Source organism: Streptomyces litmocidini (genome assembly GCF_014649755.1).
Classification (GTDB): Bacteria; Actinomycetota; Actinomycetes; order Streptomycetales; family Streptomycetaceae; genus Streptomyces; species Streptomyces litmocidini.
On the sequence record NZ_BMTQ01000006.1, the window covers coordinates 152025 to 176702 of the forward strand.

Annotated in this window: 28 protein-coding genes and 4 tRNA genes; 9 read left to right on the forward strand and 23 right to left on the reverse strand. The window is 72.7% G+C overall.

All coding sequences use genetic code 11. The annotated features are described in order from the left end of the window. Window positions 1–9: 9 nt before the first annotated feature. Window positions 10–294 carry a preprotein translocase subunit SecE gene (secE, locus tag IE180_RS15720; protein ID WP_030687899.1) on the reverse strand — a complete coding sequence of 95 codons (285 nt, stop codon included), beginning with the start codon at window positions 292–294 and terminating at the stop codon, window positions 10–12. A gap of 103 nt (window positions 295–397) precedes the next feature. Continuing rightward, a tRNA-Trp gene (locus IE180_RS15725) sits at window positions 398–470 on the reverse strand. Between the two features lie 206 nt (window positions 471–676). On the opposite strand from IE180_RS15725, the gene IE180_RS15730 reads away from it, so the two are divergent. Both IE180_RS15730 and IE180_RS15735 read left to right on the forward strand, forming a co-directional pair. Beyond that, entirely contained in the window at window positions 677–1903 is a 1227-nt protein-coding gene (locus IE180_RS15730; RefSeq protein WP_190157482.1) for a pyridoxal phosphate-dependent aminotransferase, read from the forward strand. Between the two features lie 135 nt (window positions 1904–2038). Further along, the gene (locus tag IE180_RS15735; RefSeq protein WP_190157483.1) at window positions 2039–3058 is read left to right on the forward strand and encodes an adenosine deaminase; all 1020 of its coding nucleotides are present in this window, start codon (window positions 2039–2041) and stop codon (window positions 3056–3058) included. Here the strand turns inward: IE180_RS15735 and IE180_RS15740 are convergent. Next, entirely contained in the window at window positions 3051–3647 is a 597-nt protein-coding gene (locus IE180_RS15740; RefSeq protein ID WP_190157484.1) for a TetR/AcrR family transcriptional regulator, read from the reverse strand. The genes IE180_RS15735 and IE180_RS15740 overlap by 8 nt on opposite strands. 87 nt (window positions 3648–3734) lie before the next feature. Here IE180_RS15740 and IE180_RS15745 point away from each other — a divergent pair, with 87 nt between their 5' ends. Next, window positions 3735–4367 (forward strand): NAD(P)-dependent oxidoreductase, encoded by a 633-nt coding sequence (locus tag IE180_RS15745; protein ID WP_190157485.1) that lies wholly within the window; start codon window positions 3735–3737, stop codon window positions 4365–4367. A gap of 40 nt (window positions 4368–4407) precedes the next feature. On the opposite strand, the gene IE180_RS15750 is transcribed toward IE180_RS15745, so the two are convergent. From IE180_RS15750 to IE180_RS15775, 6 genes are all read right to left on the reverse strand, one after another. Next, complete coding sequence (locus IE180_RS15750) at window positions 4408–5463, reverse strand: UDP-N-acetylmuramate dehydrogenase (RefSeq protein ID WP_190157486.1); 1056 nt, start codon at window positions 5461–5463, stop codon at window positions 4408–4410. A 45-nt stretch (window positions 5464–5508) separates the two neighbouring features. Next, complete coding sequence (locus IE180_RS15755) at window positions 5509–5937, reverse strand: MaoC family dehydratase (RefSeq protein ID WP_190157487.1); 429 nt, start codon at window positions 5935–5937, stop codon at window positions 5509–5511. 2 nt (window positions 5938–5939) lie between these two features. Next, window positions 5940–6392, reverse strand: coding sequence for a MaoC family dehydratase N-terminal domain-containing protein (locus tag IE180_RS15760; protein WP_030687915.1), 453 nt, complete (start codon window positions 6390–6392; stop codon window positions 5940–5942). A 100-nt stretch (window positions 6393–6492) separates the two neighbouring features. Then, entirely contained in the window at window positions 6493–6657 is a 165-nt protein-coding gene (gene rpmG / locus IE180_RS15765; RefSeq protein ID WP_003956487.1) for a 50S ribosomal protein L33, read from the reverse strand. Window positions 6658–6745: 88 nt separating this feature from the next. Next, window positions 6746–6818 (reverse strand) — tRNA-Met (locus IE180_RS15770). A gap of 44 nt (window positions 6819–6862) precedes the next feature. Beyond that, window positions 6863–6935 (reverse strand) — tRNA-Thr (locus IE180_RS15775). Window positions 6936–7141: 206 nt separating this feature from the next. Here IE180_RS15775 and IE180_RS15780 point away from each other — a divergent pair. Together IE180_RS15780 and IE180_RS15785 are read left to right on the forward strand one after the other, a co-directional pair. Then, complete coding sequence (locus tag IE180_RS15780) at window positions 7142–8422, forward strand: amidohydrolase family protein (protein ID WP_190157488.1); 1281 nt, start codon at window positions 7142–7144, stop codon at window positions 8420–8422. Window positions 8423–8424: 2 nt separating this feature from the next. Then, a complete protein-coding gene (locus IE180_RS15785) occupies window positions 8425–9081 on the forward strand; it encodes an NAD(P)H-binding protein (RefSeq protein ID WP_190157489.1) in 657 nt (218 codons plus the stop codon). A 53-nt stretch (window positions 9082–9134) separates the two neighbouring features. Here IE180_RS15785 and IE180_RS15790 read toward each other — a convergent pair. Then, a tRNA-Tyr gene (locus IE180_RS15790) sits at window positions 9135–9216 on the reverse strand. Between the two features lie 173 nt (window positions 9217–9389). On the opposite strand from IE180_RS15790, the gene IE180_RS15795 reads away from it, so the two are divergent. From IE180_RS15795 to IE180_RS15810, 4 genes are all read left to right on the forward strand, one after another. Next, the gene (locus tag IE180_RS15795; RefSeq protein ID WP_190157490.1) at window positions 9390–9881 is read left to right on the forward strand and encodes a YajQ family cyclic di-GMP-binding protein; all 492 of its coding nucleotides are present in this window, start codon (window positions 9390–9392) and stop codon (window positions 9879–9881) included. A 117-nt stretch (window positions 9882–9998) separates the two neighbouring features. Then, window positions 9999–10508 carry a methylated-DNA--[protein]-cysteine S-methyltransferase gene (locus tag IE180_RS15800; protein ID WP_190157491.1) on the forward strand — a complete coding sequence of 170 codons (510 nt, stop codon included), beginning with the start codon at window positions 9999–10001 and terminating at the stop codon, window positions 10506–10508. Beyond that, on the forward strand, window positions 10505–11137 hold the full coding sequence (locus tag IE180_RS15805) for an alpha-ketoglutarate-dependent dioxygenase AlkB family protein (protein ID WP_190157492.1): 633 nt from the start codon (window positions 10505–10507) through the stop codon (window positions 11135–11137). Before IE180_RS15800 ends, IE180_RS15805 begins: the two co-directional genes overlap by 4 nt. Before the next feature lie 18 nt (window positions 11138–11155). Further along, a complete protein-coding gene (locus IE180_RS15810; protein ID WP_190157493.1) occupies window positions 11156–12391 on the forward strand; it encodes an APC family permease in 1236 nt (411 codons plus the stop codon). A gap of 49 nt (window positions 12392–12440) precedes the next feature. Here IE180_RS15810 and IE180_RS15815 read toward each other — a convergent pair whose 3' ends face one another. The 13 genes from IE180_RS15815 to IE180_RS15875 all read right to left on the reverse strand — a co-directional run bounded on the left by IE180_RS15815 (window position 12441) and on the right by IE180_RS15875 (window position 24398). Then, on the reverse strand, window positions 12441–12839 hold the full coding sequence (locus IE180_RS15815; RefSeq protein ID WP_190157494.1) for a YccF domain-containing protein: 399 nt from the start codon (window positions 12837–12839) through the stop codon (window positions 12441–12443). After that, window positions 12836–13699: a zinc metalloprotease HtpX gene (gene htpX, locus IE180_RS15820; protein WP_190157495.1), complete on the reverse strand. Its 864-nt coding sequence runs from the start codon at window positions 13697–13699 to the stop codon at window positions 12836–12838. Before htpX ends, IE180_RS15815 begins: the two co-directional genes overlap by 4 nt. A gap of 186 nt (window positions 13700–13885) precedes the next feature. Beyond that, the gene (mscL, locus tag IE180_RS15825; protein ID WP_190157496.1) at window positions 13886–14341 is read right to left on the reverse strand and encodes a large conductance mechanosensitive channel protein MscL; all 456 of its coding nucleotides are present in this window, start codon (window positions 14339–14341) and stop codon (window positions 13886–13888) included. A 33-nt stretch (window positions 14342–14374) separates the two neighbouring features. Beyond that, a complete protein-coding gene (locus IE180_RS15830; RefSeq protein ID WP_190157497.1) occupies window positions 14375–15871 on the reverse strand; it encodes an NADH-quinone oxidoreductase subunit N in 1497 nt (498 codons plus the stop codon). Further along, window positions 15868–17469, reverse strand: coding sequence for a complex I subunit 4 family protein (locus IE180_RS15835; protein WP_190157498.1), 1602 nt, complete (start codon window positions 17467–17469; stop codon window positions 15868–15870). The genes IE180_RS15830 and IE180_RS15835 overlap by 4 nt, the downstream gene beginning before the upstream one ends. A gap of 3 nt (window positions 17470–17472) precedes the next feature. Then, the gene (locus IE180_RS15840) at window positions 17473–19464 is read right to left on the reverse strand and encodes an NADH-quinone oxidoreductase subunit 5 family protein (RefSeq protein WP_190157499.1); all 1992 of its coding nucleotides are present in this window, start codon (window positions 19462–19464) and stop codon (window positions 17473–17475) included. Then, the gene (nuoK, locus tag IE180_RS15845) at window positions 19461–19802 is read right to left on the reverse strand and encodes an NADH-quinone oxidoreductase subunit NuoK (protein WP_190157500.1); all 342 of its coding nucleotides are present in this window, start codon (window positions 19800–19802) and stop codon (window positions 19461–19463) included. The genes IE180_RS15840 and nuoK overlap by 4 nt, the downstream gene beginning before the upstream one ends. Next, a complete protein-coding gene (locus IE180_RS15850) occupies window positions 19802–20359 on the reverse strand; it encodes an NADH-quinone oxidoreductase subunit J family protein (protein WP_190157501.1) in 558 nt (185 codons plus the stop codon). Before IE180_RS15850 ends, nuoK begins: the two co-directional genes overlap by 1 nt. Further along, window positions 20356–20931 carry a NuoI/complex I 23 kDa subunit family protein gene (locus IE180_RS15855; RefSeq protein ID WP_190157502.1) on the reverse strand — a complete coding sequence of 192 codons (576 nt, stop codon included), beginning with the start codon at window positions 20929–20931 and terminating at the stop codon, window positions 20356–20358. Before IE180_RS15855 ends, IE180_RS15850 begins: the two co-directional genes overlap by 4 nt. A gap of 2 nt (window positions 20932–20933) precedes the next feature. Next, window positions 20934–21902 carry a complex I subunit 1/NuoH family protein gene (locus tag IE180_RS15860; RefSeq protein ID WP_190157503.1) on the reverse strand — a complete coding sequence of 323 codons (969 nt, stop codon included), beginning with the start codon at window positions 21900–21902 and terminating at the stop codon, window positions 20934–20936. After that, window positions 21899–23419 carry an NADH-quinone oxidoreductase subunit C gene (locus tag IE180_RS15865; protein ID WP_190157504.1) on the reverse strand — a complete coding sequence of 507 codons (1521 nt, stop codon included), beginning with the start codon at window positions 23417–23419 and terminating at the stop codon, window positions 21899–21901. The genes IE180_RS15860 and IE180_RS15865 overlap by 4 nt, the downstream gene beginning before the upstream one ends. Then, entirely contained in the window at window positions 23416–23979 is a 564-nt protein-coding gene (locus IE180_RS15870; RefSeq protein ID WP_190157505.1) for an NADH-quinone oxidoreductase subunit B, read from the reverse strand. Before IE180_RS15870 ends, IE180_RS15865 begins: the two co-directional genes overlap by 4 nt. Next, window positions 23970–24398, reverse strand: a complete 429-nt coding sequence (locus tag IE180_RS15875; RefSeq protein ID WP_123454568.1) for an NADH-quinone oxidoreductase subunit A — start codon at window positions 24396–24398, stop codon at window positions 23970–23972. The genes IE180_RS15870 and IE180_RS15875 overlap by 10 nt, the downstream gene beginning before the upstream one ends. Window positions 24399–24678: the final 280 nt, after the last annotated feature.

Sequence of the window (24678 nt, forward strand, 5' to 3'; positions counted from 1 at the left end):
AACAAAAAGTCAGCCGAAGACGTACTTGACTGCTTCCTGGAAGCCATAGTCAATCACGGTGACGAGGCCGATCATGATGACGACGAAGACAATCACCACGGTGGTGTACGTCGACAGCTGGCTGCGCGTGGGCCAGACGACCTTGCGGAGCTCGGCGATGATCTGGCGGTAGAAGAGCGCGAGGCGGCCCAGAGGGCCCTTCTTTCCGCGCTTGCCGCCCTTGCGGGACTTCTTCTTCGACTCTGCGGACTCGTCGGCATCAGGCATGTCGATGGAGCCTACGGCGTCCGTCACGATCTCTCACCTGATTCCGGGTCGGCCGTGCCGCGCCCGGGTGGAGCCGCACGGCGGTGCAATGAAGTACGTACATGCGCACAACACCTGGCGGTGTGTGTAGCAGGGCCGGAGGGACTTGAACCCCCAACCGCCGGTTTTGGAGACCGGTGCTCTACCAATTGAGCTACGACCCTTTGTCGGTGTCCCCCAACCTACCGCATCGTGAGACGCGTTTGTTGCGGGCCAACGAGCAGTGAGCATACGTGGTCATGGGCCCCTACGTCGAACAGAAAGCGCGCCGACCTGCCGCCGGACGCGCGTACGACCGGGAATGACCGTTCCTGTCCGGTCCGTGAAACCTGTGTGCCGGGCCTCGACGCGGTCTGGGACGATGGGCCGCATGAGCGCTGCTACCCCTCCCACCGAGCGTCGGGTCTCCGCCCGGATCGGTGCGATCTCCGAGTCCGCCACCCTCGCCGTCGACGCCAAGGCCAAGGCCCTCAAGGCCGCCGGGCGCCCGGTGATCGGTTTCGGCGCGGGTGAGCCCGACTTCCCGACGCCGGACTACATCGTCGAGGCGGCCGTCGAGGCCTGCAAGGACCCCAAGTACCACCGCTACACGCCGGCCGGCGGTCTGCCCGAGCTGAAGGCCGCGATCGCCGCCAAGACGCTGCGCGACTCCGGTTACGAGGTCGACCCCTCCCAGGTCCTGGTGACCAACGGCGGCAAGCAGGCGATCTACGAGGCCTTCGCGGCGATCCTCGACCCGGGCGACGAGGTCATCGTCCCGGCGCCGTACTGGACGACGTACCCCGAGTCGATCCGCCTCGCGGGCGGTGTCCCGGTGGAGGTCGTGGCCGACGAGACCACGGGCTACCGGGTCTCGGTGGAGCAGCTGGAGGCGGCGCGCACGGAGAAGACCAAGGTCGTCCTCTTCGTCTCCCCCTCGAACCCGACCGGCGCGGTCTACAGCGAGGCCGAGACCGAGGCGATCGGCCGCTGGGCCGTCGAGCACGGCCTGTGGGTGCTGACGGACGAGATCTACGAGCACCTGGTGTACGGCGGCGCCTCCGCGGCCTCCCTGCCGGCCGTCCTGCCGGAGCTGCGCGACAAGTGCATCGTGGTCAACGGCGTCGCCAAGACGTACGCGATGACGGGCTGGCGCGTGGGCTGGATCATCGGCCCGAAGGACGTCGTGAAGGCCGCGACCAACCTGCAGTCGCACGCCACCTCCAACGTCTCCAACGTGGCGCAGGTCGCCGCGCTGGCCGCCGTCTCGGGCGACCTGGACGCGGTCGCGGAGATGGGCAAGGCCTTCGACCGCCGCCGCCAGACGATCGTGCGGATGCTGAACGAGATCGACGGCGTGCTGTGCCCGACCCCGGAGGGCGCGTTCTACGTGTACCCGTCGGTGAAGGGGCTGCTCGGCAAGGAGATCCGCGGCAAGCGCCCGCAGACCTCGGTCGAGCTGGCCGCCCTGATCCTGGACGAGGCCGAGGTCGCGGTCGTCCCGGGCGAGGCCTTCGGCACCCCGGGCTACCTGCGCCTGTCGTACGCGCTGGGCGACGAGGACCTGGTGGAGGGCGTGTCCCGGATGCAGAAGCTCCTGGCCGAGGCGCGCGACTGAACACGCACGCCCGGACGTCCGCGCGGGAACGGGCCCCTGCTTCTCCGGAAGCAGGGGCCCGTTCTCGCGTTCTAGCAAGGTCCCGATCGGGGAAACGGGCTGTATTCGTCCATTCGGGTGCGGCAGTATCGGCCGATGGAGCATGTACGCGATCTCACCCTGTTGCCCAAGGCCCATCTGCACCTGCACTTCACCGGTTCGATGCGGCCCACGACGCTCATCGAGCTGGCCGACAAGTACGGCGTGCACCTCCCGGAGGCGCTGAGCAGCGGTACGCCTCCCAGGCTGCGGGCGACCGACGAGCGCGGCTGGTTCCGCTTCCAGCGGCTCTACGACATCGCCCGCTCCTGCCTGCGCGAGCCGGAGGACATCCGGCGGCTGGTGCGCGAGGCGGCGCAGGAGGACGTGCGGGACGGCGCCGGGTGGCTGGAGATCCAGGTCGACCCCACCTCGTACGCCCCGCACCTGGGCGGTCTGATCCCGGCCCTGGAGATCATCCTGGACGCGGTGGACGGGGCCTCCCGGGAGACCGGGCTCGGGATGCGGGTGCTCGTCGCGGCGAACCGGATGAAGCACCCCCTGGAGGCGCGGACCCTGGCCCGGCTCGCGGTGCGGTTCGCGGACCGGGGGGTGGTCGGTTTCGGGCTCTCCAACGACGAGCGGCGGGGCATGGCCCGGGACTTCGACCGGGCCTTCGCGATCGCGCGGGAGGGCGGCCTCCTCGCGGCCCCGCACGGCGGCGAGCTGACGGGCCCCTCGTCCGTACGGGACTGCCTGGACGACCTGCGGGCGGCGCGGGTCGGCCACGGGGTGCGGGCGGCGGAGGACCCGAGGCTGCTGCGGCGGCTCGCGGAGAAGGGCGTGACCTGCGAGGTCTGCCCGGCGTCGAACGTCGCGCTCGGGGTGTACGAGAAGCCCGAGGACGTGCCGCTGCGGACCCTCTTCGAGGCCGGGGTGCCGATGGCGCTCGGCGCGGACGACCCGCTGCTCTTCGGTTCGCGGCTCGCGGCGCAGTACGAGATCGCCCGCCGGCACCACGGGTTCACGGACGCGGAGCTGGCGGAGCTGGCCCGGCAGTCGGTGCGGGGCTCGGCGGCGCCCGAGGACGTCCGGGCGAAGCTGCTCGCGGGGATCGACGACTGGCTCGCTAGCTGATCCCCCGGAGCAGGGTGCGGGCGAGCACGCGCGCGAAGTCGTCGAGGGAGTCCGGCGGCCTGCGGTCCGGGCTCATCTCCCAGGCGAAGGAGCGCTGCACGCAGGCTCCGAGGAGGAGGGAGGCGGCGGCCACCGGGTCGGCGTCGGGGTGGACGCGGCCGTGCCGCTGCTCGGCGCGGAGATAGGCGGCGAGGCCTTCGATGGGCTTGTGGGGGCCCATGCCGTAGGTGCGCATGGCCTCCTCGTGGCGCCGCTTGAGCTGCGGCTCCGCGTAGAGGGAGGCGACGACCGGGAAGGTCTGCTCGTAGAAGAGCGCGGCCTGTCGGGCGACCTCGGTGAGGTTCTCCTCGACGGTGCGGCCGCCGGGGTCGGCGACGAGCGTGCCGAGGAGGCCGCCGAGCTGGGGCAGGCGTTCGTCCAGGACGGCCAGGAAGATCTCTTCCTTGCTGCTGAAGTACTTGTAGAGCGCGGCTTCCGAGCAGCCGGCCTCCTTGGCGATCTCCTTGGTGGTGGTGCGGGCGAGCCCCGCCGTCCGCATGAGGTCGCGTGCGGCGTCGACGATCCGGGTCCGGGTCGGCCTCTGTTCCATGCATCCTCCAGCCACGCTTGACGTGTGAGTGAGTATCCACTCACCCTGGGGGTGAGTGAATACTTACCCACCCGGGGAGGGTGCGACATGAAGCTCACAGTCTTCGGTGCGACCGGCGGCATCGGCCGGGAGATCGTCCGGCAGGCGCTGGCCTCGGGCCACGAGGTGACGGCGGTGGTCCGGGACCCCGCACGGCTCGCGGCGACGGGCTCCCGCCTGACGGTCCGGCGGGCCGACCTGTCCGACCCCGAGGCCCTGCGCGGGGCGGTCGCGGGCCGGGACGCGGTGCTCTCGGGCCTCGGGGCCCGCACGCGGGCGGACGCGGGCGTGACCGCCCGGCTCACCCGCTCGGTGCTCGCGGCGATGGAGGCCGAGAGGACGCGCCGGCTCCTGGTGGTCAGCGCGGCCCCGCTGGGCCCGGTCCCGGACGGTCAGGCCCTCGTCGACAAGGCGATGCTGGCGATCGTCAACAACGTCCTGAAGGACGTCTACGCCGACCTGCGGGTCATGGAGTCGGAGCTCGCCGCGAGCAGCGCCGACTGGACGTCCGTACGGCCGCCCAGACTGACGGACGAGCCGGGCACCGGCCGGTACCGCAAGGTCGTCGGCGGCACCCCGCCCCGGGGCCGATCCCTGGCCCGCGCGGACGTGGCGCACGCGATGCTGGCGATGATCGACGACCCCGCGACGGTCAAGCAGGCCGTCGGAGTCGCGTACTAGGGGGTGCCTCGCCGATCCGGCCTGATCGGCGAGGCGCCCCCTAGAGCTCCACGCCCACCGTCACGGGCTCGTTGACGAGGGTGATCCCGAAGGCCTCGCGCACTCCGGCGACGACCTCGCGGGCGAGGGCGAGGAGGTCCTCGGTGGTCGCCCCGCCGCGGTTGGTGAGGGCGAGCGTGTGCTTGGTGGAGATGCGGGCGGGCCCGGAGCCGTACCCCTTGGTGAAGCCCGCCTTGTCGATCAGCCAGGCCGCCGAGGTCTTGGTGAAGGAGGTGCCCGCGGGGAAGGCCGGCGCCTGGGCCCCGGGGCCGAGGCGCTCGGCCACGCGGGCCCGGAAGGCGTCGAACTCCTCGTGGGTGAGGATCGGGTTGGTGAAGAAGGATCCGGCGGACCAGGTGTCGTGGTCCTCGGGGTCCAGGACCATGCCCTTGCTCGCGCGCAGCCCCAGGACGGTCTCGCGGGCGTGGGCGAGCGGCACCCGGTCGCCCATCTCGACGCCGAGGGCGCGGGCGGTCTGCTCGTAGGCGATCGGGGCGGACATGCCGCCGGCGTCCTCCAGCTCGAAACGGACGCGCAGCACGACGTAGGCGTCCGGCAGCTTCTTGAAGAGGCTGTGCCGGTACGAGAAGTCGCACTGCTCGTTCGTCAGCGTGACGACCCGGTGGTCGTTCCTGTCGTACGCCACGACCTCGGTGATCGTGGCGGAGACGTCCTGTCCGTACGCGCCGACGTTCTGGATGGGGGTCGCGCCGGCCGAGCCGGGGATGCCGGCCAGGCACTCGATCCCGGCGAGTCCGGCCTCGACGGTCCGGGCGACGACGTCGGTCCAGACCTCGCCGGCGGCGACCTCGAGCCGGGTCCCGTCGAGGGCGAAGCCGGTGGTGGCGATGCGCAGCGCGGTGCCGTCGAAGCCCTTGTCCCCGATGACCAGGTTGGATCCGCCGCCGATGATCAGCAGCGGGGACCCGGTGGCCTCGGCCTCGCGGATCGCGGTGATGACCTCGTCGTCGGTGGTGGCGGTGACGAGCCGGGTGGCGGGGCCGCCGAGCCGGAAGGTGGTCAGGGGCGCGAGGGGGGCGTCGTTGAGGAGCTGCACGGGCCAAGGGTACTTACCCCGGCGGGCAAGCACCCTCGCGGACCGTCAGGCCAGTCGTACGACGGCCCGGCTCATGCCCAGGACCTTCTGCCCGGCGCTCGTGGCCGTGAGGTCGACCCGCACCCGCTGGTCGTCCAGCTTGGCGGCGACCTTGGCGGAGACCTCGATCAGGGCGCCGGACCCGTCGTCGGGGACGACGACCGGCTTGGTGAAGCGGACGCCGTACTCGACGACGGCGGCGGGGTCGCCGGCCCAGTCGGTGACGACGCGGATCGCCTCGGCCATGGTGAACATGCCGTGGGCGATGACGTCCGGGAGGCCGACCTCGACCGCGAACTTCTCGTTCCAGTGGATCGGGTTGAAGTCCCCGGAGGCGCCGGCGTACCGCACGAGCGTGGCGCGGGTCACGGGGAAGGTCTGCGCGGGCAGCTCGGTGCCGACCTCGACCTCGTCGTAGGCGATCTTCGCGGTCATGGTCAGGCCCCCTCGGGTGCGCGGGAGACGAGCTTGGTCCAGGCGGTGACGACGTGCTCGCCGGAGGCGTCGTGGACCTCGCCGCGGATGTCCAGGATGTCGTTGCCGGCGAGGGACTTGATCGCCTCGATGGTGGAGGTGACCGAGAGCCGGTCCCCGGCGCGTACGGGCCGGGTGTAGGCGAACTTCTGGTCGCCGTGGACGACGCGGCTGTAGTCGAGGCCCAGCTGCGGGTCCTCGATGACGGCACCGGCCGCCTTGAACGTGATGGCGAACACGAAAGTGGGCGGGGCGATCACATCGGAATGCCCGAGCGCCTTGGCCGCCTCGGTGTCGGTGTACGCGGGATTGGCGTCACCGATCGCCTCGGCGAACTCGCGGATCTTCTCGCGGCCGACCTCGTAGGGCGCGGTGGGCGGATAGGTCCGGCCCACGAAGGACTGGTCGAGCGCCATGGACTCGATACCTCCTGGATTTGTTGCCGATGTTGCCGGTGGTGCCGATAAACGACACGAGGCCGCCCCCTGGTGGGGACGGCCTCGTGTACGAGCCTGATTAGCGCGTCTCGCGGTGCGCCGTGTGCGAGTTGCAGCGGGGGCAGTGCTTCTTCATCTCAAGACGGTCCGGGTTGTTACGCCGGTTCTTCTTGGTGATGTAGTTCCGCTCCTTGCACTCCACGCAGGCCAGCGTGATCTTCGGGCGGACGTCGGTGGCAGCCACGTGAGTGCTCCTTGACGGACGGATGGACGGATGAACGCATAGAAGAGTAGCCGATCGCAGGACCGACCCCACAATCGGCTACTGTCTGTAGCGGTGACCGGACTTGAACCGGTGACACAGCGATTATGAGCCGCTTGCTCTACCGACTGAGCTACACCGCTTTGATGATCCGGACCCCGCCCGAAGGCGGGACCCCTCTCACCAGAGCCCCAATACGGAATCGAACCGTAGACCTTCTCCTTACCATGGAGACGCTCTACCGACTGAGCTATTGGGGCGAGCGAGGAAGACATTACACGGTCTCCGCCCCATCGCCCAAATCCGTTTCCCCGGGGCCTCCCGACGGCCCCCACCAGGCGTCTCGTACGCCACTCGTGGCCTCATCGGTACGACTATTGCGCTCCTCCTCGAAGGCCGCTCCGAGCACCCCTAGGCTCGGCCCCACGCTGCGTGATCTCGATCTTGAGGAGCCTTGAGGAGGCCGATGTCAGCCGACAGCAAGCAGCCCCAGCCGCCCGAGGACGGGGCCGCCACCGCCGCCGACTCGACCTCGCTCCTGCTCTCCCACGCGCGGCTCACCGACGGACGGACCGTGGACGTACGGCTCGCCGGCGGCCGGATCGAGGCCGTCGGCACCGCGGGCAGCCTCACCACCGTGGGCGCCCGCGTCGACCTCGGCGGCTACCTCCTGCTGCCCGCCGCCGCCGAGCCCCACGCCCACGCCGACACCGCGCTCTCCGCCGACACCCCGGGGCCCGTCTCGTACGCCCCCGAGGAGGTGCAGCGGCGGGCCACCGAGGCCGCGCTCCTCCAGCTCGGCCACGGCGCGACGGCGCTCCGCGCGCACGTGCGCATCGGCGACGTCCACGGACTCGGCCCGCTCGAGGCGGTGCTGCAGGCCCGGCGCTCGCTGCGCGGCCTCGCCGACCTGACGGCCGTCGCCGTGCCCCGGCTGCTCACGGGCGTCGCGGGAGCGGACGGCCTCGCGATGCTGCGGGACGCGGTGAAGATGGGCGCCGGGGTGGTCGGCGGCTGCCCGGACCTCGATCCGGACCCGGCCGGATACGTGGAGGCCGTCCTCGGCGTCGCGGCCGAGCACGGCGTCCCGGTCGACCTGCACACCGACGGGGACGACCCGGCCCGGCTCGCCCGGCTCGCGGCGATGGCCGGCGGACTGCGGCCCGGGGTCACGATCGGACCGTGCGCCGGCCTCGCCCGGCTCCCCCCCGACGCGGCGGGCCGGGCGGCGGACCGGCTGGCGGAGGCCGGGGTGACGGTGGTCTGCCTGCCGCAGGGCGGCTGCGGCGGCACCGAGGTGCGCGGGGCGGCGCCGGTGCGGCTGCTGCGGACGGCCGGGGTGCGGGTCGCGGCGGGCAGCGGCGCGCTGCGGGACGTGGCCAACCCCGTGGGGCGCGGGGACCCGTTGGAGGCGGCCTACCTGCTGGCCTCGCTCGGCGGACTGCCGCCCCAGGAGGCGTACGGGACGGTGAGCGCGCGGGCGCGGGCGGCGATGGGCCTGCCGGAGGTGCGGGTGGAGGCCGGCTTCCCGGCGGAGCTGCTCGCGGTGCGCGGCGAGCGGCTGGCGGGCGTGCTGTCCCTCGCGTACAGCCGGATCGTGGTGCACCGGGGGCGGGTGGTGGCCCGGACGAGCGCGGTGCGGGAGTACTGCGACTCGGCGGCGGCCCTGGACCTGCCCCGCCAGGCGCGCCCGGAGCGGCCGCCCGAGCCGGGGGGCCCTCCGGCCGGACCCGACGTACGGTCGTGAGTATGCGCATCGTCATCGCTGGAGGACACGGACAGATCGCCCTGCGCCTGGAGAGGCTGCTCTCGCACGCCGGGCACGAGGTCGCGGGGATCATCCGCAGCCCCGGACAGGGCGCCGACCTGCGGGAGGCGGGCGCCGAGCCCGTCGTCCTGGACCTGGAGTCGGCGTCGGTCGAGATGGTGGCCGCGGTCCTGCAGGGCGCCGACGCGGCCGTCTTCGCGGCGGGCGCGGGCCCGGGCAGCGGCGCCGACCGCAAGGACACGGTGGACCGGGCGGCGGCCGTCCTCTTCGCCGACGCGGCGGAGCGCGCGGGCGTGCGCCGGTACCTCGTCGTCTCCTCGATGGGCGCGGACGCCTCCCACGCGGGCGACGGGATCTTCGACGCCTACCTCCGCGCGAAGGGCGCGGCCGACGACGAGATCCGTTCCCGCACGGCCCTGGACTGGACGATCCTGCGTCCCGGCTCCCTGACGGACGACGCGGGCACGGGCATGGTCCGCCTGGAGGCCCGCACGGGCCGCGGCCCGGTCCCCCGGGACGACGTGGCCGCGGTCCTCGCCGAACTCCTCGACACCCCGGCGACCGCCGGCCTGACGCTGGAACTGGTCGCCGGTTCGGTCCCGGTCTCGGTCGCGGTGAAGGACGTGGCCGGCAACTGACGCGGAACGACGAAGAAGGCCCCCGGTGCAAGCACCGGGGGCCTTCTTCAGTGTGGCGACGCCAGGATTCGAACCTGGGTAGGCTAAGCCGACGGATTTACAGTCCGCTCCCATTGGCCACTCGGGCACATCGCCATGGGTTCGCTGCCCCGGTTCACCGCTTTCCTGCGGTGTTCCCCGGCAACGACGTAAACAATACCTGATCCCCGGGGGTGCTTCGCCACCCGATTGATCAGCGGTTCGGCCGGCGGCTCACCCCCTAGGCTTTGGGGCGTACCCCACAGCATCCGAGCAAGGAGCCACGAGTCATGGCCGACTCCAGTTTCGACATCGTCTCCAAGGTCGAGCGGCAGGAGGTCGACAACGCCCTCAACCAGGCCGTGAAGGAGATCTCCCAGCGTTACGACTTCAAGGGAACCAACGCCTCGATCTCCTGGTCGGGCGAGAAGATCCTGATGCAGGCGAACGGCGAGGAGCGCGTCATGGCGATCCTCGACATCTTCCAGACCAAGCTGATCAAGCGCGGGATCTCGCTCAAGTCGCTGGACGTCGAGGGCGAGCCGCAGCTGTCCGGCAAGGAGTACAAGCTCTTCGCCTCCGTGCAGGAGGGCATCTCCCAGGAGAACGCCAAGAAGGTCGCGAAGACCATCCGCGACGAGGGCCCCAAGGGCGTCAAGGCGCAGGTGCAGGGCGACGAGCTGCGCGTCAGCTCGAAGAGCCGGGACGACCTGCAGGCCGTGCAGGCGCTGCTCAAGGGCAAGGACTTCGACTTCGCGATCCAGTTCGTGAACTACCGCTGACCTCGCGCCGGTGCCGTGCCGGGCCACGAGGGCCGTGTCCGAATACCGCCAGCCCCACGCCCGGCGGTCCCCGCACACTGGGTCCCGGAAAGACCCGTGCGGGGAGAGGAACCAGCCATGACCGTGTACGCGTACGTCGACGGCCCCCTGGGCGAGATGCTCCTCGTCGGGCAGCTCGCCGAAGGGGGCCGGGCCGTGCTGCGCTCGCTGTCCCTGCCGGGGCAGAAGGGCGCCGTCGTGGTCGAGGACGGCTGGACGCTCGCGCCCGGGGCGTTCGCCGGGGCCGCCGGGCAGCTGGGCGAGTACTTCGCCGGCCGCCGGGACCGGTTCGACCTGCCGCTCGCCGACGACGCCGGGACCGCGTTCCAGCGGCGCGTCTGGCGGGCCCTGGAGGAGATCCCGTACGGGACCACCGTCTCGTACGGGGAGATCGCCCGGCGGGTCGGTTCGCCCGGCGCCGGGGTACGGGCCGTGGGCACCGCCGTCGGCCGCAATCCGCTGCTCGTGGTGCGGCCCTGCCACCGGGTGATCGGCGCCGACGGAAGCCTGCGCGGATACGCCGCGGGCCTCGCGCGCAAAGAGCGGCTCCTGGGCCTGGAGGGGGCCCTCGTGGGCTCCCCCGCGTGACCGAGGGCCTCTTCCCCCGCGAGCGGGCCGAGGTCGCGCCCGGGGCGGTGCACGTGCCCGGGTGGCTGCCGTTCGCGCGCCGGCGGGAGCTGGTGGACGCCTGCCGGGAGTGGGGGCGCGGCCCCTTCCCGTACCGGCACACCGTGCTGCCCGGCGGCGGCGTCATGTCGGTGCGCTCGCTGGCCCTGGGCCGGCAGTGGGTGCCGTACCGCTACCTCGACGCGGTCGGGATCGAACTGCCGGACTGGCTGGTCGAGCTGGGCCGGGAGGCGCTCGTCGAGGCGTACGGCGAGCACGGCGGCTTCGCCCCCGACACCGCGCTCGTGAACTTCTACGCGCCGGGGGCGCGGATGGGCATGCACCAGGACCGGGAGGAGCGCTCCTCCGCGCCGGTGGTGTCGCTGAGCCTCGGGGACCGGTGCGTGTTCCGCTTCGGGAACGAGGAGAACCGCGGCCGGCCGTACCGGGACGTCGACCTGGGCTCCGGGGACCTCTTCGTCTTCGGCGGGGCTTCGCGCCGGGTTCACCACGGGGTCCCCAAGGTGTTCCCGGGGACGGCCGAACCGGGGCTCGGCCTGGTGGGGCGGCTGAACATCACGCTCAGGGAGACCGGCCTCAGCGTTCCGTGAGCGTTTAATGTGCGGGGCATGACACCGGAACTGCGCCGCTCCCTCGGCCTCTTCGACGCGGTCGTGATCGGCCTCGGCTCGATGGTGGGAGCCGGGATCTTCGTCGCGCTCGGGCCCGCCGCGGACGCGGCCGGTTCCGGGGCCGGACTGCTCTGGGCGCTCGGGACCGCCGCCGCCGTCGCGTACTGCAACGCCATGGCCTCGGCACGGCTCGCCGCCCTCTACCCGGCCTCCGGCGGCACCTATGTGTACGGTCGCGAACGCCTCGGTTCGTTCTGGGGCTACCTGGCCGGCTGGGCGTTCGTCGCCGGCAAGACCGCCTCGTGCGCGGCCATGGCGCTCACGGTGGGGGCGTACGTGTGGCCGGAACAGGCGCACGCGGTGGCGGTCGCCGCCGTCGTCGCCCTGACCGCCGTCAACTACGGGGGAGTTCAGAAGTCGGCGCTCCTCACGCGGGTGATCGTGGCGTTCGTCCTGGCGGTGCTCGCCTGCGTGGTGACGGCCTCCCTCGGAGCCGGCGGGGAAGGACTCGCGGCGCCCGGCGGCGACTTCACCACGGGCGGGGTCCTCCAAGCCTCGGGTTTGCTCTTCTTCGCGTTCGCGGGGTACGCGCGGATCGCCACGCTCGGCGAGGAGGTCCGCGATCCGGCCCGCACCATCCCCCGGGCGGTGCCGCTCGCCCTCGGCCTCGCGCTCGCCGTCTACGCGCTCGTCGCCGTCGCCGTGCTCGCCGTCCTCGGCCCCTCCGCCCTCGCCGCCTCCCCCGCGCCGCTCGCCGACGCGGTCCGCGCCGCGGACGCGCACCGACTGGTGCCGCTGGTCACGGCCGGCGCGGCGGTCGCCGCCCTGGGCTCGCTGCTCTCCCTGATCCTCGGGGTGTCCCGCACGACCCTGGCCATGGCCCGCGACGCGTACCTGCCGACGGCCCTCGCGGCCGTGCACCCCCGCCACCGGGTCCCGCACCGGGCGGAGCTCGCGGTGGGCGCGGTGGTGGCCGTGGTGGCGGCGACGGCGGACGTGCGGGGCGCGATCGGCTTCTCGTCGTTCGGCGTCCTCGTCTACTACGGGATCGCGAACGCCTCCGCCTGGACCCTCGGCGGCCGCGCCCGCCGGCTGGCCGCGCTCGGCCTCACCGGCTGCGCCGCCCTCGCCTTCGCCCTCCCCCTCGGTTCCGTCCTCGCGGGCTCGGGGGTCGTGGCGGCGGGGGTGGTGGCCTGGGCGATCAGCCGGGGCCGGGCGACACCCCCCACGTGAGCCCGCGGGGCCCTTCCGGTCCCCCCGCCCGCGACGGGCGGGGGGCGCGTCAGCGGCCCGAGTAGGGGTACGGCCGGTCCGTGGGGACGATCTCCTTGCCGAGCGGCAGCAACGACACCGGGATCAGCTTGAAGTTCGCGACGCCCAGCGGGATGCCGATGATCGTGACGCACAACACGATCCCGGTCGTGATGTGACCGAGCGCGAGCCACCACCCCGCGAGGACCAGCCACAGCACGTTGCCGACGCAGGACGGCGCGCCCGCGTCGCGGCGGTCGACGACCATGTGGCCGAAGGGCCAGAGCGCGTAGAGGCCGATGCGGAACGCGGCGAGCCCGAAGGGGATGCCGATGATCGTGATGCAGAGCAGGACGCCCGCGGCGATGTAGCCCAGGAACATCCAGAAGCCGCACAGGACCAGCCATATGACGTTGAGGAGCGTCTTCACGGGCGTCGACCTGCCATCTGTTCGAGCCGGGCGATGCGCTCGGCCATCGGCGGATGGGTGGAGAACATCTTGGAGAGGCCCTGCCCGGGCCGGAAGGGGTTCGCGATCATCATGTGGCTCGCGGTCTCGATCTTCGGCTCGGGCGGCAGCGGCAGCTGCCGGGTGCCGGCCTCCAGCTTCCGCAGGGCGCCGGCGAGGGCGAGCGGGTCTCCGGTGAGCTGGGCGCCGGAGGCGTCGGCCTCGTACTCGCGGGAACGGGAGATGGCGAGCTGGATGACCGAGGCGGCGATCGGGCCGAGGATCATGATCAACAGCATGCCGAGCAGCCCGGGGCCCTCGTCGTCGTCGGAGCGGCCGACGGGGATCAGCCAGGCGAAGTTGACCAGGAACATGATCACGGAGGCGAGCGCTCCGGCGACCGAGGAGATGAGGATGTCCCGGTTGTAGACGTGGCTCAGCTCGTGTCCGATGACCCCGCGGAGCTCGCGTTCGTCGAGGAGGGCGAGGATGCCCTCGGTGCAGCAGACGGCGGCGTTGCGCGGGTTGCGGCCGGTCGCGAAGGCGTTGGGCGCCTGGGTGGGTGAGATGTAGAGCCGCGGCATGGGCTGGCGGGCCTGGGTGGAGAGCTCGCGGACCGTCCTGTACAGGGCAGGCGCCTCGAACTCGCTCACCGGGCGGGCGCGCATGGCCCGCAGCGCCAGCTTGTCGCTGTTCCAGTACGCGTACGCGTTGGTGCCGAGCGCCACGAGCAGCGCGACGATCAGCCCCGTACGCCCGAAGAAGCTGCCGATGACGATGATGAGGGCCGAGAGCCCTCCGAGGAGGACGGCGGTCCTCAGCCCGTTGTGCCGGCGGTGCACGGTACGCCCTCCAGGTGGTGCGGCAGGGGAACCCTTTTTTTTCCTCGCGGTGACCTCCCCCGGATTTCGTCCGGAGGGGACCCCCATGTCCAGTGGACCCTTCCGTACCGGTCAACGCCAGGCGGAAGGTTCGGGTTCCCCGGCTCGCACGGGGCGCCGTGTGGGCCGTACGGGTGAAAGGCGCCCCTAGCGGCCGACGGGCGCCGGGATCTTCTCCAGGCCGAGGGCGACGGGCTCGACCTCGCTGGTGCAGTGGGCGCAGCGGGAGGCGATGGCCGGGATCTCGGTGAAGCAGCGGGGGCAGTCGCGCTTCTCCGCCTTGGGGTCCTTCGCCTCCTCCTTGGCGAACTTCGCCTGGATCTTCGTCATGGGGACGACGATCAGGAAGTAGAGGACGGCCGCCGTGATGACGAAGGCGATGACGGCGGCGATGGCCAGACCGTACGGGAAGACCGTGCCCTGGATCGAGAAGCTGGCCTCGCTGAAGTCGCCGACCGAACCGGTCGCCAGGCCGATGAGCGGGGTGATGAACGCCTTGCTGAAGCCGGTGACGACGGCCGTGAACGCCGAGCCGACGGCCAGGCCGATGGCCATCGAGATGACGTTCCCGCGAAGGATGAAGTCCTTGAATCCGTTCAGCACGGGGTGTTGCTCCTCGGTATGTCTCTGCGGGGGTCAGAACAGGGTCGTCGCCGCGAAGCGGAGGGCGAACTGCGGGTAGCCCGACAGCACGGCTCCGGCGACGGCGGTCAGCACGATCGCCAGGGTGACCGGAACGGGGGCCCTGTGGGGGGCCTTCTCGGCCGCCCCCTCCGGCGCGCGGAAGAGCAGGGCCGTCCAGCGCAGGTAGTAGAAGAGCGCGATCACGACGTTGACGCCCATGATCACGGCCAGCCATCCGAGGCCCGCGTCGACGGCCGCCGAGAAGACGGTCACCTTGGCGAAGAGGCCGATGATACCCGGGGGCAAACCGGCCAGATTCAGGAGGAAGAACCCGAGCGCGAGGGCGGCGGCGGGGCGGGCGGCGTACAGGCCCCGGTAGTCCGCGATCCGGTTCTCGGGGCGGGTGCGGGCGACGAGCGCGACGACCGCGAAGGCGCCGAGGTTCACGACGGCGTACATCAGGGCGTACGCGACGGTGGCGCCGATCTGGTCGTCGCCGGAGTACGCGGCGGCCGCGATCGGCACCAGGAGGTAGCCGGCCTGGGCGACGGAGGACCAGGCGAGGAGCCGTACCGCGCTCCACGCGCGCGTGGAGACCTGGCGGAGGGCGGCGACGTTGCCGGCGGTCATGGTGAGCGCGGCGAGGACGGCGAGCGCCGGGCCCCACACGTCCGCGTACGACGGGAAGGCGACGACGGTCACCAGGACGAGACCGGTGAAGCCGACGGCCTTGCCCACGACGGAGAGGTAGGCGGCGACGGGCAGCGGGGCGCCGACGTAGGTGTCGGGCACCCAGAAGTGGAAGGGGACGGCGGCCGTCTTGAAGGCGAAGCCGACGAGGGTGAGGGCGACGCCGGCCTCGGAGAGGGTCTGGAGCTGTCCGGGGACGTCGTCGAGGCGCTGGGCGACCTCCGTGAGGTGGAGGGTGCCGGTCGCCGCGTACACGAAGCTGACGCCGAGGAGGGTGACGGCGGTCGCGGTGACGGAGGAGAGGAAGAACTTGAGCGCGGCCTCGCCGGACATGCGGTCGCCGCGCTTGAGGCCGACCAGCGCGAAGGCCGGCAGCGAGGCCACCTCCAGGGCGACCACGAGGGTCGCCAGGTCCCGTGAGGCGGGCAGCAGGGCGGCGCCGGCGGCGGAGGAGAGCAGCAGGAACCAGTACTCGCCGGCCGGGAGCCTCTCGCGGGTGGCGTCCAGGGAGAGGAGCGCGGTGAGCAGCGCGCCGGCGAGGACGAGCAGCTGGATGACGAGGGTGAAGTGGTCGGCGGTGTAGCTGCACGCCTGGGTGCGGGTGTCGGCGGTGAGGCAGAAGGTCTCGCGGTCGCCGGACCGCAGCGGCAGGAGGAGGGCGAGGGCGGCGGTGAGGCCGCCGATCGCGGTCCAGCCGAGGAGCTGCTTGCGCTCCTGGGGGACGAAGAGGTCGGCGACGAGGACGACGAGCGCGACCACGGCGGTGAGGGTCGGGGGCGCGATCGCGAGCCAGTCGACGGACTGGACGAGGGACGTCATCGGGGGCCTCCCGCGAGGAGCTGCTGGACGGCCGGGTCGGTGAGGCCGAGGAGGACGGCGGGCCAGAGTCCGGCGAGGACGGTGAGGGCGACGAGCGGGGTCCAGGCGGCGAACTCGTACCCCTGGACGTCGGCGACGGCCGTCTCCCCGGCGGGCCGCGGGCCGCCCATGCAGACGCGGCGGACGACGACGAGGAGGTAGGCGGCGGTGAGGAGGGTGCCGAAGGCGCCGATCGCCATGAAGGTGAGGAAGGCGGGGCGGTTGAGCCCGGCGGCCGGGTCGAAGGCGCCGAAGAGGGCGAGCATCTCGCCCCAGAATCCGGCGAGGCCGGGCAGTCCGAGGGAGGCGACGGCGGCGAAGGCGAGGAGGGCGCCGAGGCGGGGGGCCCGGCCGTAGAGGGCTGCGCCGGTGGCGCCGGCGAGGGTGTCGAGGTCGGCGGTGCCGTAGCGGTCCTTGACGGCTCCGACCAGGAAGAACAGCAGGCCGGTGATGAGGCCGTGGGCGATGTTGGCGAAGAGCGCGCCGTTGACGCCGGTGGGGGTCATGGTGGCGATGCCGAGGAGCACGAAGCCCATGTGGCCGACGGAGGAGTACGCGATGAGGCGCTTGAGGTCGCCCTTGCTGCCGGGCCTCGCGAGGGCGAGGCAGGCGAGCGAGCCGTAGATGATCCCGGCGACGGCGAAGGCGGCGAGGTACGGGGCGAAGGTCCGCATGCCGTCGGGGGCGATCGGCAGGACGATCCGGACGAAGCCGTACGTGCCCATCTTGAGCAGGACGCCGGCGAGGAGGACGGAGCCGACGGTCGGGGCGGCGGTGTGGGCGTCCGGGAGCCAGCTGTGCAGCGGCCACATCGGGGTCTTCACGGCGAGCCCGAGGCCGATCGCGAGAACGGCGATGACCTGCACCGATGTGGTCAGTCCGCGGCCGTTGTCGGCGGCGAGTGCCACCATGTCGAACGTGCCCGCCTTCACACCGATGAGGAGCAGGCCGAGCAGCATGACGACGGAGCCGAGCAGCGTGTAGAGGATGAACTTCCAGGCGGCGGCCTGCCTGCCCTCGCCGCCCCAGCGGGCGATCAGGAAGTACATCGGGATGAGGACCGTCTCGAAGGCCAGGAAGAACAGGACGAGGTCGAGGACGGCGAAGGTGGCGAGGGTGCCGGACTCCAGGACGAGCAGCAGGGCGACGAAGGCCTTGGGGGAAGGCCCCGGGGCCCCCGGCGTCGGCCGCTGGTGCTGCTGCTTGAAGTAGCTGTACAGCGCGCAGAGGAAGGTCAGCAGCGCGGTCAGGACCAGGAGGGGGAGGGAGATGCCGTCGACACCGAGGTGGATGCGCACGTCCAGCGCCCTGATCCAGCTGATGTCCGTCGTGGCCTGCATCGTCGACGGGTGGTCGTGGTCGAAGCCGAGCGCGAGGACGAGCGCGGCCAGCAGGATGACGCCGGTGACGGTGACGCCGTGGCGCAGCACGGCCTGGTCGGGTGACTTCCCCTTCAGTCCGGGCGGGGCGGGCAGGAAGGCGGCGACGGCGCCGACCAGCGGGCCGACGACGATCGACGCGAGGAGGAACTGCATCACGGATTCGCTGATATCGATCACGGCTCACGCTCCGGCGACGGCGTTGGCGAGGGCGACGGCGACGATCGCCAGGACGACGGAGCCGGCGAGCAGGGCGCTCAGGTAGGTCTGGACGTTGCCGGTCTGGGCGCGGCGGACGAGCCATCCGAGGCCCTTCGCGCCGTTCCCCGCGGCCCGTACGTAGGTGTCGACGACCTCGCGGTCCAGGAAGCGGACCAGGGAGGCGGCGGCGAGTACGGGGCGGACGAAGGCGGTCCGGTAGACGGCGTCCAGGTGGAAGCCGGCGGCGGCCGGTCCGTGCAGCGGTCCCAGGAGGGCGCGGCCGGGGTCGGCCGGGTCCTCGGCGGGCCGCGGCAGGTGCAGCGCCTCGGCTTCGACCTGACCCGCCTCGGCGTCCGGGTGGGCGACGCGCGGGACGGGGGCGGGCACGGAGGCCGTGACCGGGGTGCGGGTCGCGAGGGTCCGCCAGACCGCGTAGGTGATCACGGCTCCGGCGACGGCGAGGCCGGTGCCGAGGACGGCCGTGGTCAGGGTCGGGGTGAGGGCGTGCCCGTCGAACCAGTCGTCGAGGTACGTGACGGTCGTACCGAAGCCCAGGGAGGGGATCGCGAGCACCCACAGGACGCTCGTCATGGCGATCGGCTGGCGCCCGTGGTCGGGGGCCTCGGGGCCGCGGCCGCGGAAGGTCCGCAGCCAGAGGCGGAGCGCGTAGGCGGCGGTGAGCAGGGCGGTCAGCAGACCCGCGACGAGGACGGTCCAGCCGGCCCCGGCGGGGGCGACGTCCCGCTCGCCGAGGGCGGTGTGCTCGGCGGCCACGAGCACGGCCTCCTTGGAGAAGAAGCCGGCGAAGGGCGGGATCGCGGCGAGCGCGAGGAGGGCGACGGTCATCGTCCAGTACGCGTCGGGGACGCGCCGGGCGAGGCCGCTCATGCGGGACATCGCGGTGAGCGAGTTGGTGCCGGCGGCGTGGATGACCGCGCCGGCGGCGAGGAACAGCAGCGCCTTGAACGCGGCGTGCGAGAGGAGGTGGAAGACGGCGGCCCCGCGGTCGCCGACGGCGAGGGCCCCGGCCATGTAGCCGAGCTGTCCCATCGTCGAGTAGGCGAGGACCCGCTTGATGTCGTCCTGGGCGAGCGCGGCGAGCGCCGAGCCGACCATGGTGATCGCGGCCATCACGGCGAGCACGGTCATCGCGGCGGCGGAGGCGGCGAAGACCGGGAGGAGCCGGGCCGTGAAGTAGATGCCGGCGGCGACCATCGTCGCCGCGTGGATGAGCGCGGAGACGGGGGTGGGGCCGGCCATGGCGTCCGGGAGCCAGGTGTGGAGCGGGAACTGCGCGGACTTGCCCGCGACGCCGGCGAGCAGCAGCAGCGCGATCACGGTGGGGTGGTCGAGGCCGCCGCTCGCGACGGCGCCGAGGACGCCCGTGATCCGGAACGTGCCCGCGTCGGCGGCGAGCGCGAAGAGACCGATCAGGAAGGGGACGTCGCCGAGCTTGGTGACGAGGAAGGCCTTCAGGGAGGCGGACCGGGCCTCGGGGGTCTCCCAGTAGTGGCCGACGAGGAAGTACGAGCAGATGCCCATGACCTCCCAGCCGACCAGGAGCACCATCAGGTCGCCGGAGTAGACGACGAGCAGCATCGCGGAGGTGAAGAGGGAGACGAGCGCGGCGTACGAGGGGTAGCGCGGGTCGTCGCGGAGGTAGCCGGTCGAGTAGACCTGCACACAGGTGGCGACCACGCCGACGAGGACGGCGACGAGGGCGGCGAAGCCGTCGATGTGGAGGGCCAGGTCGATGGGGACCGAGCCGGTCGGGGTGAGCTGGGTGGCGGCGTCGATCGCCCTGCCCCCGCCCTGGCGGGCGGCGACGAGGGCGGCCAGGACGGCGGCGGTGAGCGTCGGCAGCACGGCCAGCGGGCGGACGAGGCCGGGCGCGGTGCGGCCCAGCAGGAGTCCGGCGACGGAGCCGAGGAAGGGGAGGAGGGGGACGAGGACGGCGAGGGTGGTCGTGGTCACGCGGCGGCCTCGGCCTTCTCCTCGGCGGACGGCTGTTCCCTGGTGTCGCGCAGACGGTCGACGTCCGAGGTGCCGCGGTTGCGGTGGACCATCAGGACGATGGCGAGTCCGATGCCGATCTCGGCTGCGGCGACGGCGACGGTGAAGAGGGTGAGGGCCTGGCCGGCGTGGAGGGCGTCACGGAGCCAGACGTCGAAGGCGACCAGGTTGAGGTTGACGGCGTTGAGCATCAGCTCGACGGACATCAGGACCAGGATCGCGTTGCGGCGGGCGAGGACGCCGTAGAGGCCGACGGCGAAGAGGAGGGCGGCGAGGACGGCCGGGTAGGCGAGGTGCATCAGCGCTCGTCCTCCTTCTTCTTGCGGGAGAGGACGATCGCGCCGACGAGGGCGGCGAGCAGCAGCACGGACAGCGCCTCGAAGGGCAGCACCCAGTGCCGGAAGAGGATCTGGCCGATCACGTCCGTGGAGCCCTGGGCGGGCCCGTCCAGGTCGATCCAGGTCGTGCGGAACGCGTCGACGACGACCCAGACGAGGGCGGCCGCGGCGGCCAGGGCGACGGCGAGGGCGACCGGCCGGTTGCCGGAGTCGGCGTCCGGGGAGCGGCCGATGGGGGCCTTGGTGAGCATGAGACCGAAGAGGAGGAGGACGACGACGGAACCGACGTAGATCAGGACCTGGACCCAGGCGATGAACTCGGCGGTCAGGAGGAGGTACTCGACGGCCAGCCCGCCGAGCGCCACGACCAGCCAGAGGGCGGCGTGCACCAGCTGGCGGGTGGTGACGGTGACGAGGGCGGCGCCGAGGGTGGCGAGGCCGACGAGGACGAAGGCGACCTCGACGCCGGTGGGCGAGAGGAAGCCGTGGGCTGCCGCTGTTGTCGCTGCGAGGGTCACTGCTGGTCCTCCTGGGCCTCGGCCTGGGCGGCCCGGGCCTCGGCGGCCGCCTGGGCGGCGGCCTTCTCCGCCGCCTTGCGGGCCGCGGCGATCTCCTTGGGCTCCTCCGCGCGCGGGTCGAGCGCGGGCGGCTCGGGGACCGTCCACATCCACTCGCGGAGCTTGTCGCGCTCGTGGGTGAGCTCGTGGATGTCGGTCTCCGCGTACTCGAACTCGGGCGACCAGAACAGCGCGTCGAAGGGGCAGACCTCGATGCAGATGCCGCAGTACATGCAGAGCGAGAAGTCGATGGCGAAGCGGTCGAGGACGTTCCGGCTGCGCTCGCGGCCGCCGGGGGCGGCGGGCGGCACCGTCTCCTTGTGGGAGTCGATGTAGATGCACCAGTCGGGGCACTCACGGGCGCAGAGCATGCAGACCGTGCAGTTCTCCTCGAACAGACCGATGACCCCGCGGGTGCGGGGCGGCAGCTCGGGCTGCACGTCCGGGTACTGCGCGGTGACGTTCTTGCGCGTCATCGTGCGGAGCGTGACGGCGAGTCCCTTGGCGAGGCCGGAGCCGGGGATGGGGGGCATGGTTACTGGATCGCCACCTTCACGATGCCGGTGAGCGCGATCTGCGCCAGGGCGAGCGGGACGAGCGTCGTCCAGGCCAGCTTCTGCAGCTGGTCCTCGCGGAGCCGCGGGTAGGACACGCGGAGCCAGATCACGACGAACGCGAGCACGGCCGTCTTGAGGAGGGTCCAGACCCAGCCGAGGCCGTCGCCGCCGAAGGGGCCGTGCCAGCCGCCGAGGAAGAGGACGGTGGTGAGACCGCAGAGGACGACGATGCCCGCGTACTCGGCGAGCAGGAAGAGCGCGAAGCGGAGGCCGGTGTACTCGGTGTACGCGCCGAAGATGATCTCCGAGTCGGCGACGGGCATGTCGAACGGCGGGCGCTGGAGCTCGGCGAGCCCGGCGGTGAAGAACACCAGCGCGCCGACGATCTGCCAGGGCACCCACCACCACGCGAAGGCGTTCAGGATGCCCGGGAGCGAGACGGTGCCGGCGGCCATCGCGACGGACGCGGCGGCGAGCAGCATCGGCAGCTCGTACGCGAGGAGCTGGGCGGCCGTGCGGAGGCCGCCGAGCAGCGAGAACTTGTTCGCCGAGGCCCAGCCGGCCATCAGGCTGCCGAGGACGCCGACGCCCATGACGGCGAGCACGAAGAAGACGCCCGCGTCGACGACCTGGCCGACCGCGCCCTCGCTCGGGCCGATCGGGATCGCGAGGAGGACGAGGAGGTACGGGAGGAGGGCGACGGCCGGCGCGAGCTGGAAGATCCGCCGGTCCGCGTTCTCCGGGACCACGTCCTCCTTCTGCGCGAACTTCACGCCGTCGGCGACGAGCTGGGCCCAGCCGTGGAAGCCGCCCGCGTACATGGGGCCGAGGCGGCCCTGCATGTGGGCCATGACCTTGTGCTCGGTCTGCCCGACGACCAGCGGCAGCACGAGGAAGCACACGAAGACGGCGACCAGCCGGAGGGCGACGTCGAGTACGTCGTTCACGCGGGATCGCCTCCGGCGGGGTCGTGGGGGTTGTCGGTACGGTCCCGCCCGGCGGGCGGCTCGTCGGTGCGGTCTCCGTCCTCGCCGACGGCACGGGCGCCCTCGGGCCGGGGGGCCCGGGGCTCCGCCGGGGCGGGTCCCTCGGATTCGGGGGCGCCCGGCCCGGGGGCCGGGGTGGTCGGAGGGGCCCCGGGCCCGGGGGCCGGGGTGTCCGCCGGGGGCTCGGGCTCGGGAGCCGGAGTCCCCTCCGAGGCCGGGGCCTCGGGCCCGGAGGCCAGGGTGGCCGGGGCGGCCGGGGTTTCGGTTGTGGCCGGTGGGGCCGGGGTCGCCGGGGTTTCCGTTGTGGCCGGTGGGGCCGGGGTTTCCGTTGTGGCCGGTGGGGCCGGGGTTTCCGTTGTGGAAGGCGTGGCCGGGGGTGGCGTCTCGTCGTCGAAGGCCGGGCGGGCGTGGTGCCACGGGGCGTCCGAGCTGCGGGTACGCGCAGGGGCGGCCCCCGCGCGGGGCGCCGCCGTGTCCGGGGCCTGCTGGCTCGCCGAGCCGTCCGCGGCCGAGCGGGAGCGGCGCGGCGGACGGGCCGCGGTCTCCGGGGAGGTGCCCGGCTCCGGGGTCGTGCCCGGCTCCGGGGTCGTCTGGCTCGCCGAGCCGTCGGACGCGGAGCGGGAACGGCGCGGCGGACGGGCCGCCGGGGCGTCCGGCGCACCGGGCTCCGCGGCCACCTGACTCGCCGAGCCTTCGGACGCCGAGCGGGAACGGCGTACCGGAGCCGTCGGCTCCCCGGCCGCCTGGCTCGCCGAGCCTTCGGACGCCGAGCGGGAACGGCGGACCGGAGCCGTGGGCTCCGCGGCCGCCTGGCCGGCCGAGCCCTCCGCGGCCGTACGGGTCCGGCGGACCGGCCGGTCGCCGGCCGTCGCGCGGGCGGGGCGGGCGGGGGCCGGCGGGAGCTGGCCCTTGAGGGGGCCCCACTCGTTGGGGTCCGGAACGCCCGGCGGAAGCATCTGGCGGCGCTTGGGCCCGCCGCCGTCGTGCGACTCGCCCGGCTCCTTCGCACCCGGCCACGCCTTGGCGACCCGGGCCGCCAGGACGAAGTCCTTGCGGAGCGGGTGGCCCTCGAAGTTCTCGGGGAGCAGGAGGGGGACGAGGTGCGGGTGGCCCTCGAAGCCCACGCCGAACATCTCGTGCGTCTCGCGCTCGTGCCAGCCCGCGCCCGCGTACACCCCGATCGCCGTCGGGAGGACGGCGGCCTCGTGCGGGACCGTCGTACGCAGCAGCAGGCGGCGCGGGTGACCGGCGCCGAGCGCCACGACGTGCGCGCAGACGCGGAAGCCCGTGCCCGGCTCGTCCACGGCGCTCAGCCAGTCGAAGTACGTGCAGCCGAGGACGTCCCGGGCGGTCTCGAGCGCCGTGAGCCAGGCCGACGGGGGGACGTCGACGGTCAGCAGGTCGTACGCCCGCTCCGCCGCCGCCTCCTCGCCGAAGATCTCCGTCACGGAGTCGGGGAGGGAGTCGTAGGCGGTCATGCCGTGCCTCCCGGCCGCTCGACCAGGGGGCTCGTCAGCTGGGAGACCGTGGCGGCGGTGGCGTACCGCTCGGCCAGGCTCTCCCGGGCGATCTTCTCCTGGAGTTTGAGGATGCCCTGGAGCAGCGCCTCGGGGCGCGGCGGGCAGCCCGGCACGTAGACGTCCACCGGGATGATCTGGTCGACGCCCTTGGTGACGGAGTACGAGTCCCAGTACGGGCCGCCGCAGTTCGAGCAGGCGCCGAAGGAGATGACGTACTTGGGCTCCGGCATCTGCTCGTACAGGCGCTTCACCGCCGGCGCCATCTTGTCCGTCACCGTGCCCGAGACGATCATCAGGTCGGCCTGGCGCGGGCCCGGCGCGAAGGGGATCACGCCGAGCCGGATGAAGTCGTGCCGGGCCATGGACGCGGCGATGAACTCGATCGCGCAGCAGGCGAGGCCGAAGTTGAAGACCCACAGGCTGTAGCGGCGGCCCCAGTTCAGGACCACCTTCATCGGCTCGGGGGCCAGGCGGGCGAGCGGCCCCAGCTTCGGAGCCGGCAGGGGTGTTACGTCCATGCCAGGACGCCCTTCTTGTACGCGTAGAGCAGCCCCACGGCCAGGAAGCCGAGGAAGACGAACATCTCGACCAGGGTCGTGGCGCCGTATCCGGGCGCGGCGAAGACCGTCGCCCAGGGGAAGAGGAAGATCGAGTCGACGGCGAAGATGACGTAGAGGAAGGCGTACACGTAGTAGCGGACCTGGGTGTGGGCCCAGCCCTCCCCCACGGGATCGACACCGCACTCGTAGGTGAGGAGCTTCTCGGGCGTCGGCACGACGGGCCTGAGCAGCCGGTTGGCAGAGAAGGCCACGGCGACGAAGAGCACGCCGACGACGGCGAGCACGCCGACGACGGAGTACGTCTGGAAGTAGTCCGCCGCGTCGGCCGCGACAACGGTCGGTTCCCGCACGTCCGCCCCTCGGTCTCGGTGTCTCATGAGTCACTTCTGTACGGACGCGAGTCTAGGCCCTGCTAAAGGGACCGTAAGCAGGTGCGGGTGCCTTCGCGGGTGCCTCGCCGACGGCTCCGCGGTTGCCCCGTCAGTAGCCCGGCCAGTAGCTTCACCGACGCCTCGCGGGAACCGCGCCGGTACCTGGCGGGAGCCGCGCCGGCGGCCCGCGGCCGCTGCCCCGCGCCCCGCGGCGCCCCGTGGCGGCGGTGCCCCGCGGTGGCCGCGCCGGTGGGGATATCCCCCCTCCCGCTCACCCACCTCCCCC

Coding starts and splice junctions, on each gene's coding strand:
- IE180_RS15730 (WP_190157482.1), top strand. CDS start 677: ATGAGCGCTGCTACCCCTCCCACCGAGCGTCGGGTCTCCGCCCGGATC.
- IE180_RS15735 (WP_190157483.1), top strand. CDS start 2,039: ATGGAGCATGTACGCGATCTCACCCTGTTGCCCAAGGCCCATCTGCAC.
- IE180_RS15740 (WP_190157484.1), bottom strand. CDS start 3,647: ATGGAACAGAGGCCGACCCGGACCCGGATCGTCGACGCCGCACGCGAC.
- IE180_RS15745 (WP_190157485.1), top strand. CDS start 3,735: ATGAAGCTCACAGTCTTCGGTGCGACCGGCGGCATCGGCCGGGAGATC.
- IE180_RS15755 (WP_190157487.1), bottom strand. CDS start 5,937: ATGACCGCGAAGATCGCCTACGACGAGGTCGAGGTCGGCACCGAGCTG.
- IE180_RS15760 (WP_030687915.1), bottom strand. CDS start 6,392: ATGGCGCTCGACCAGTCCTTCGTGGGCCGGACCTATCCGCCCACCGCG.
- IE180_RS15780 (WP_190157488.1), top strand. CDS start 7,142: ATGTCAGCCGACAGCAAGCAGCCCCAGCCGCCCGAGGACGGGGCCGCC.
- IE180_RS15785 (WP_190157489.1), top strand. CDS start 8,425: ATGCGCATCGTCATCGCTGGAGGACACGGACAGATCGCCCTGCGCCTG.
- IE180_RS15795 (WP_190157490.1), top strand. CDS start 9,390: ATGGCCGACTCCAGTTTCGACATCGTCTCCAAGGTCGAGCGGCAGGAG.
- IE180_RS15800 (WP_190157491.1), top strand. CDS start 9,999: ATGACCGTGTACGCGTACGTCGACGGCCCCCTGGGCGAGATGCTCCTC.
- IE180_RS15810 (WP_190157493.1), top strand. CDS start 11,156: ATGACACCGGAACTGCGCCGCTCCCTCGGCCTCTTCGACGCGGTCGTG.
- IE180_RS15830 (WP_190157497.1), bottom strand. CDS start 15,871: ATGACGTCCCTCGTCCAGTCCGTCGACTGGCTCGCGATCGCGCCCCCG.
- nuoK (WP_190157500.1), bottom strand. CDS start 19,802: ATGCACCTCGCCTACCCGGCCGTCCTCGCCGCCCTCCTCTTCGCCGTC.
- IE180_RS15855 (WP_190157502.1), bottom strand. CDS start 20,931: ATGCCCCCCATCCCCGGCTCCGGCCTCGCCAAGGGACTCGCCGTCACG.
- IE180_RS15865 (WP_190157504.1), bottom strand. CDS start 23,419: ATGACCGCCTACGACTCCCTCCCCGACTCCGTGACGGAGATCTTCGGC.
- IE180_RS15870 (WP_190157505.1), bottom strand. CDS start 23,979: ATGGACGTAACACCCCTGCCGGCTCCGAAGCTGGGGCCGCTCGCCCGC.
- IE180_RS15875 (WP_123454568.1), bottom strand. CDS start 24,398: ATGAGACACCGAGACCGAGGGGCGGACGTGCGGGAACCGACCGTTGTC.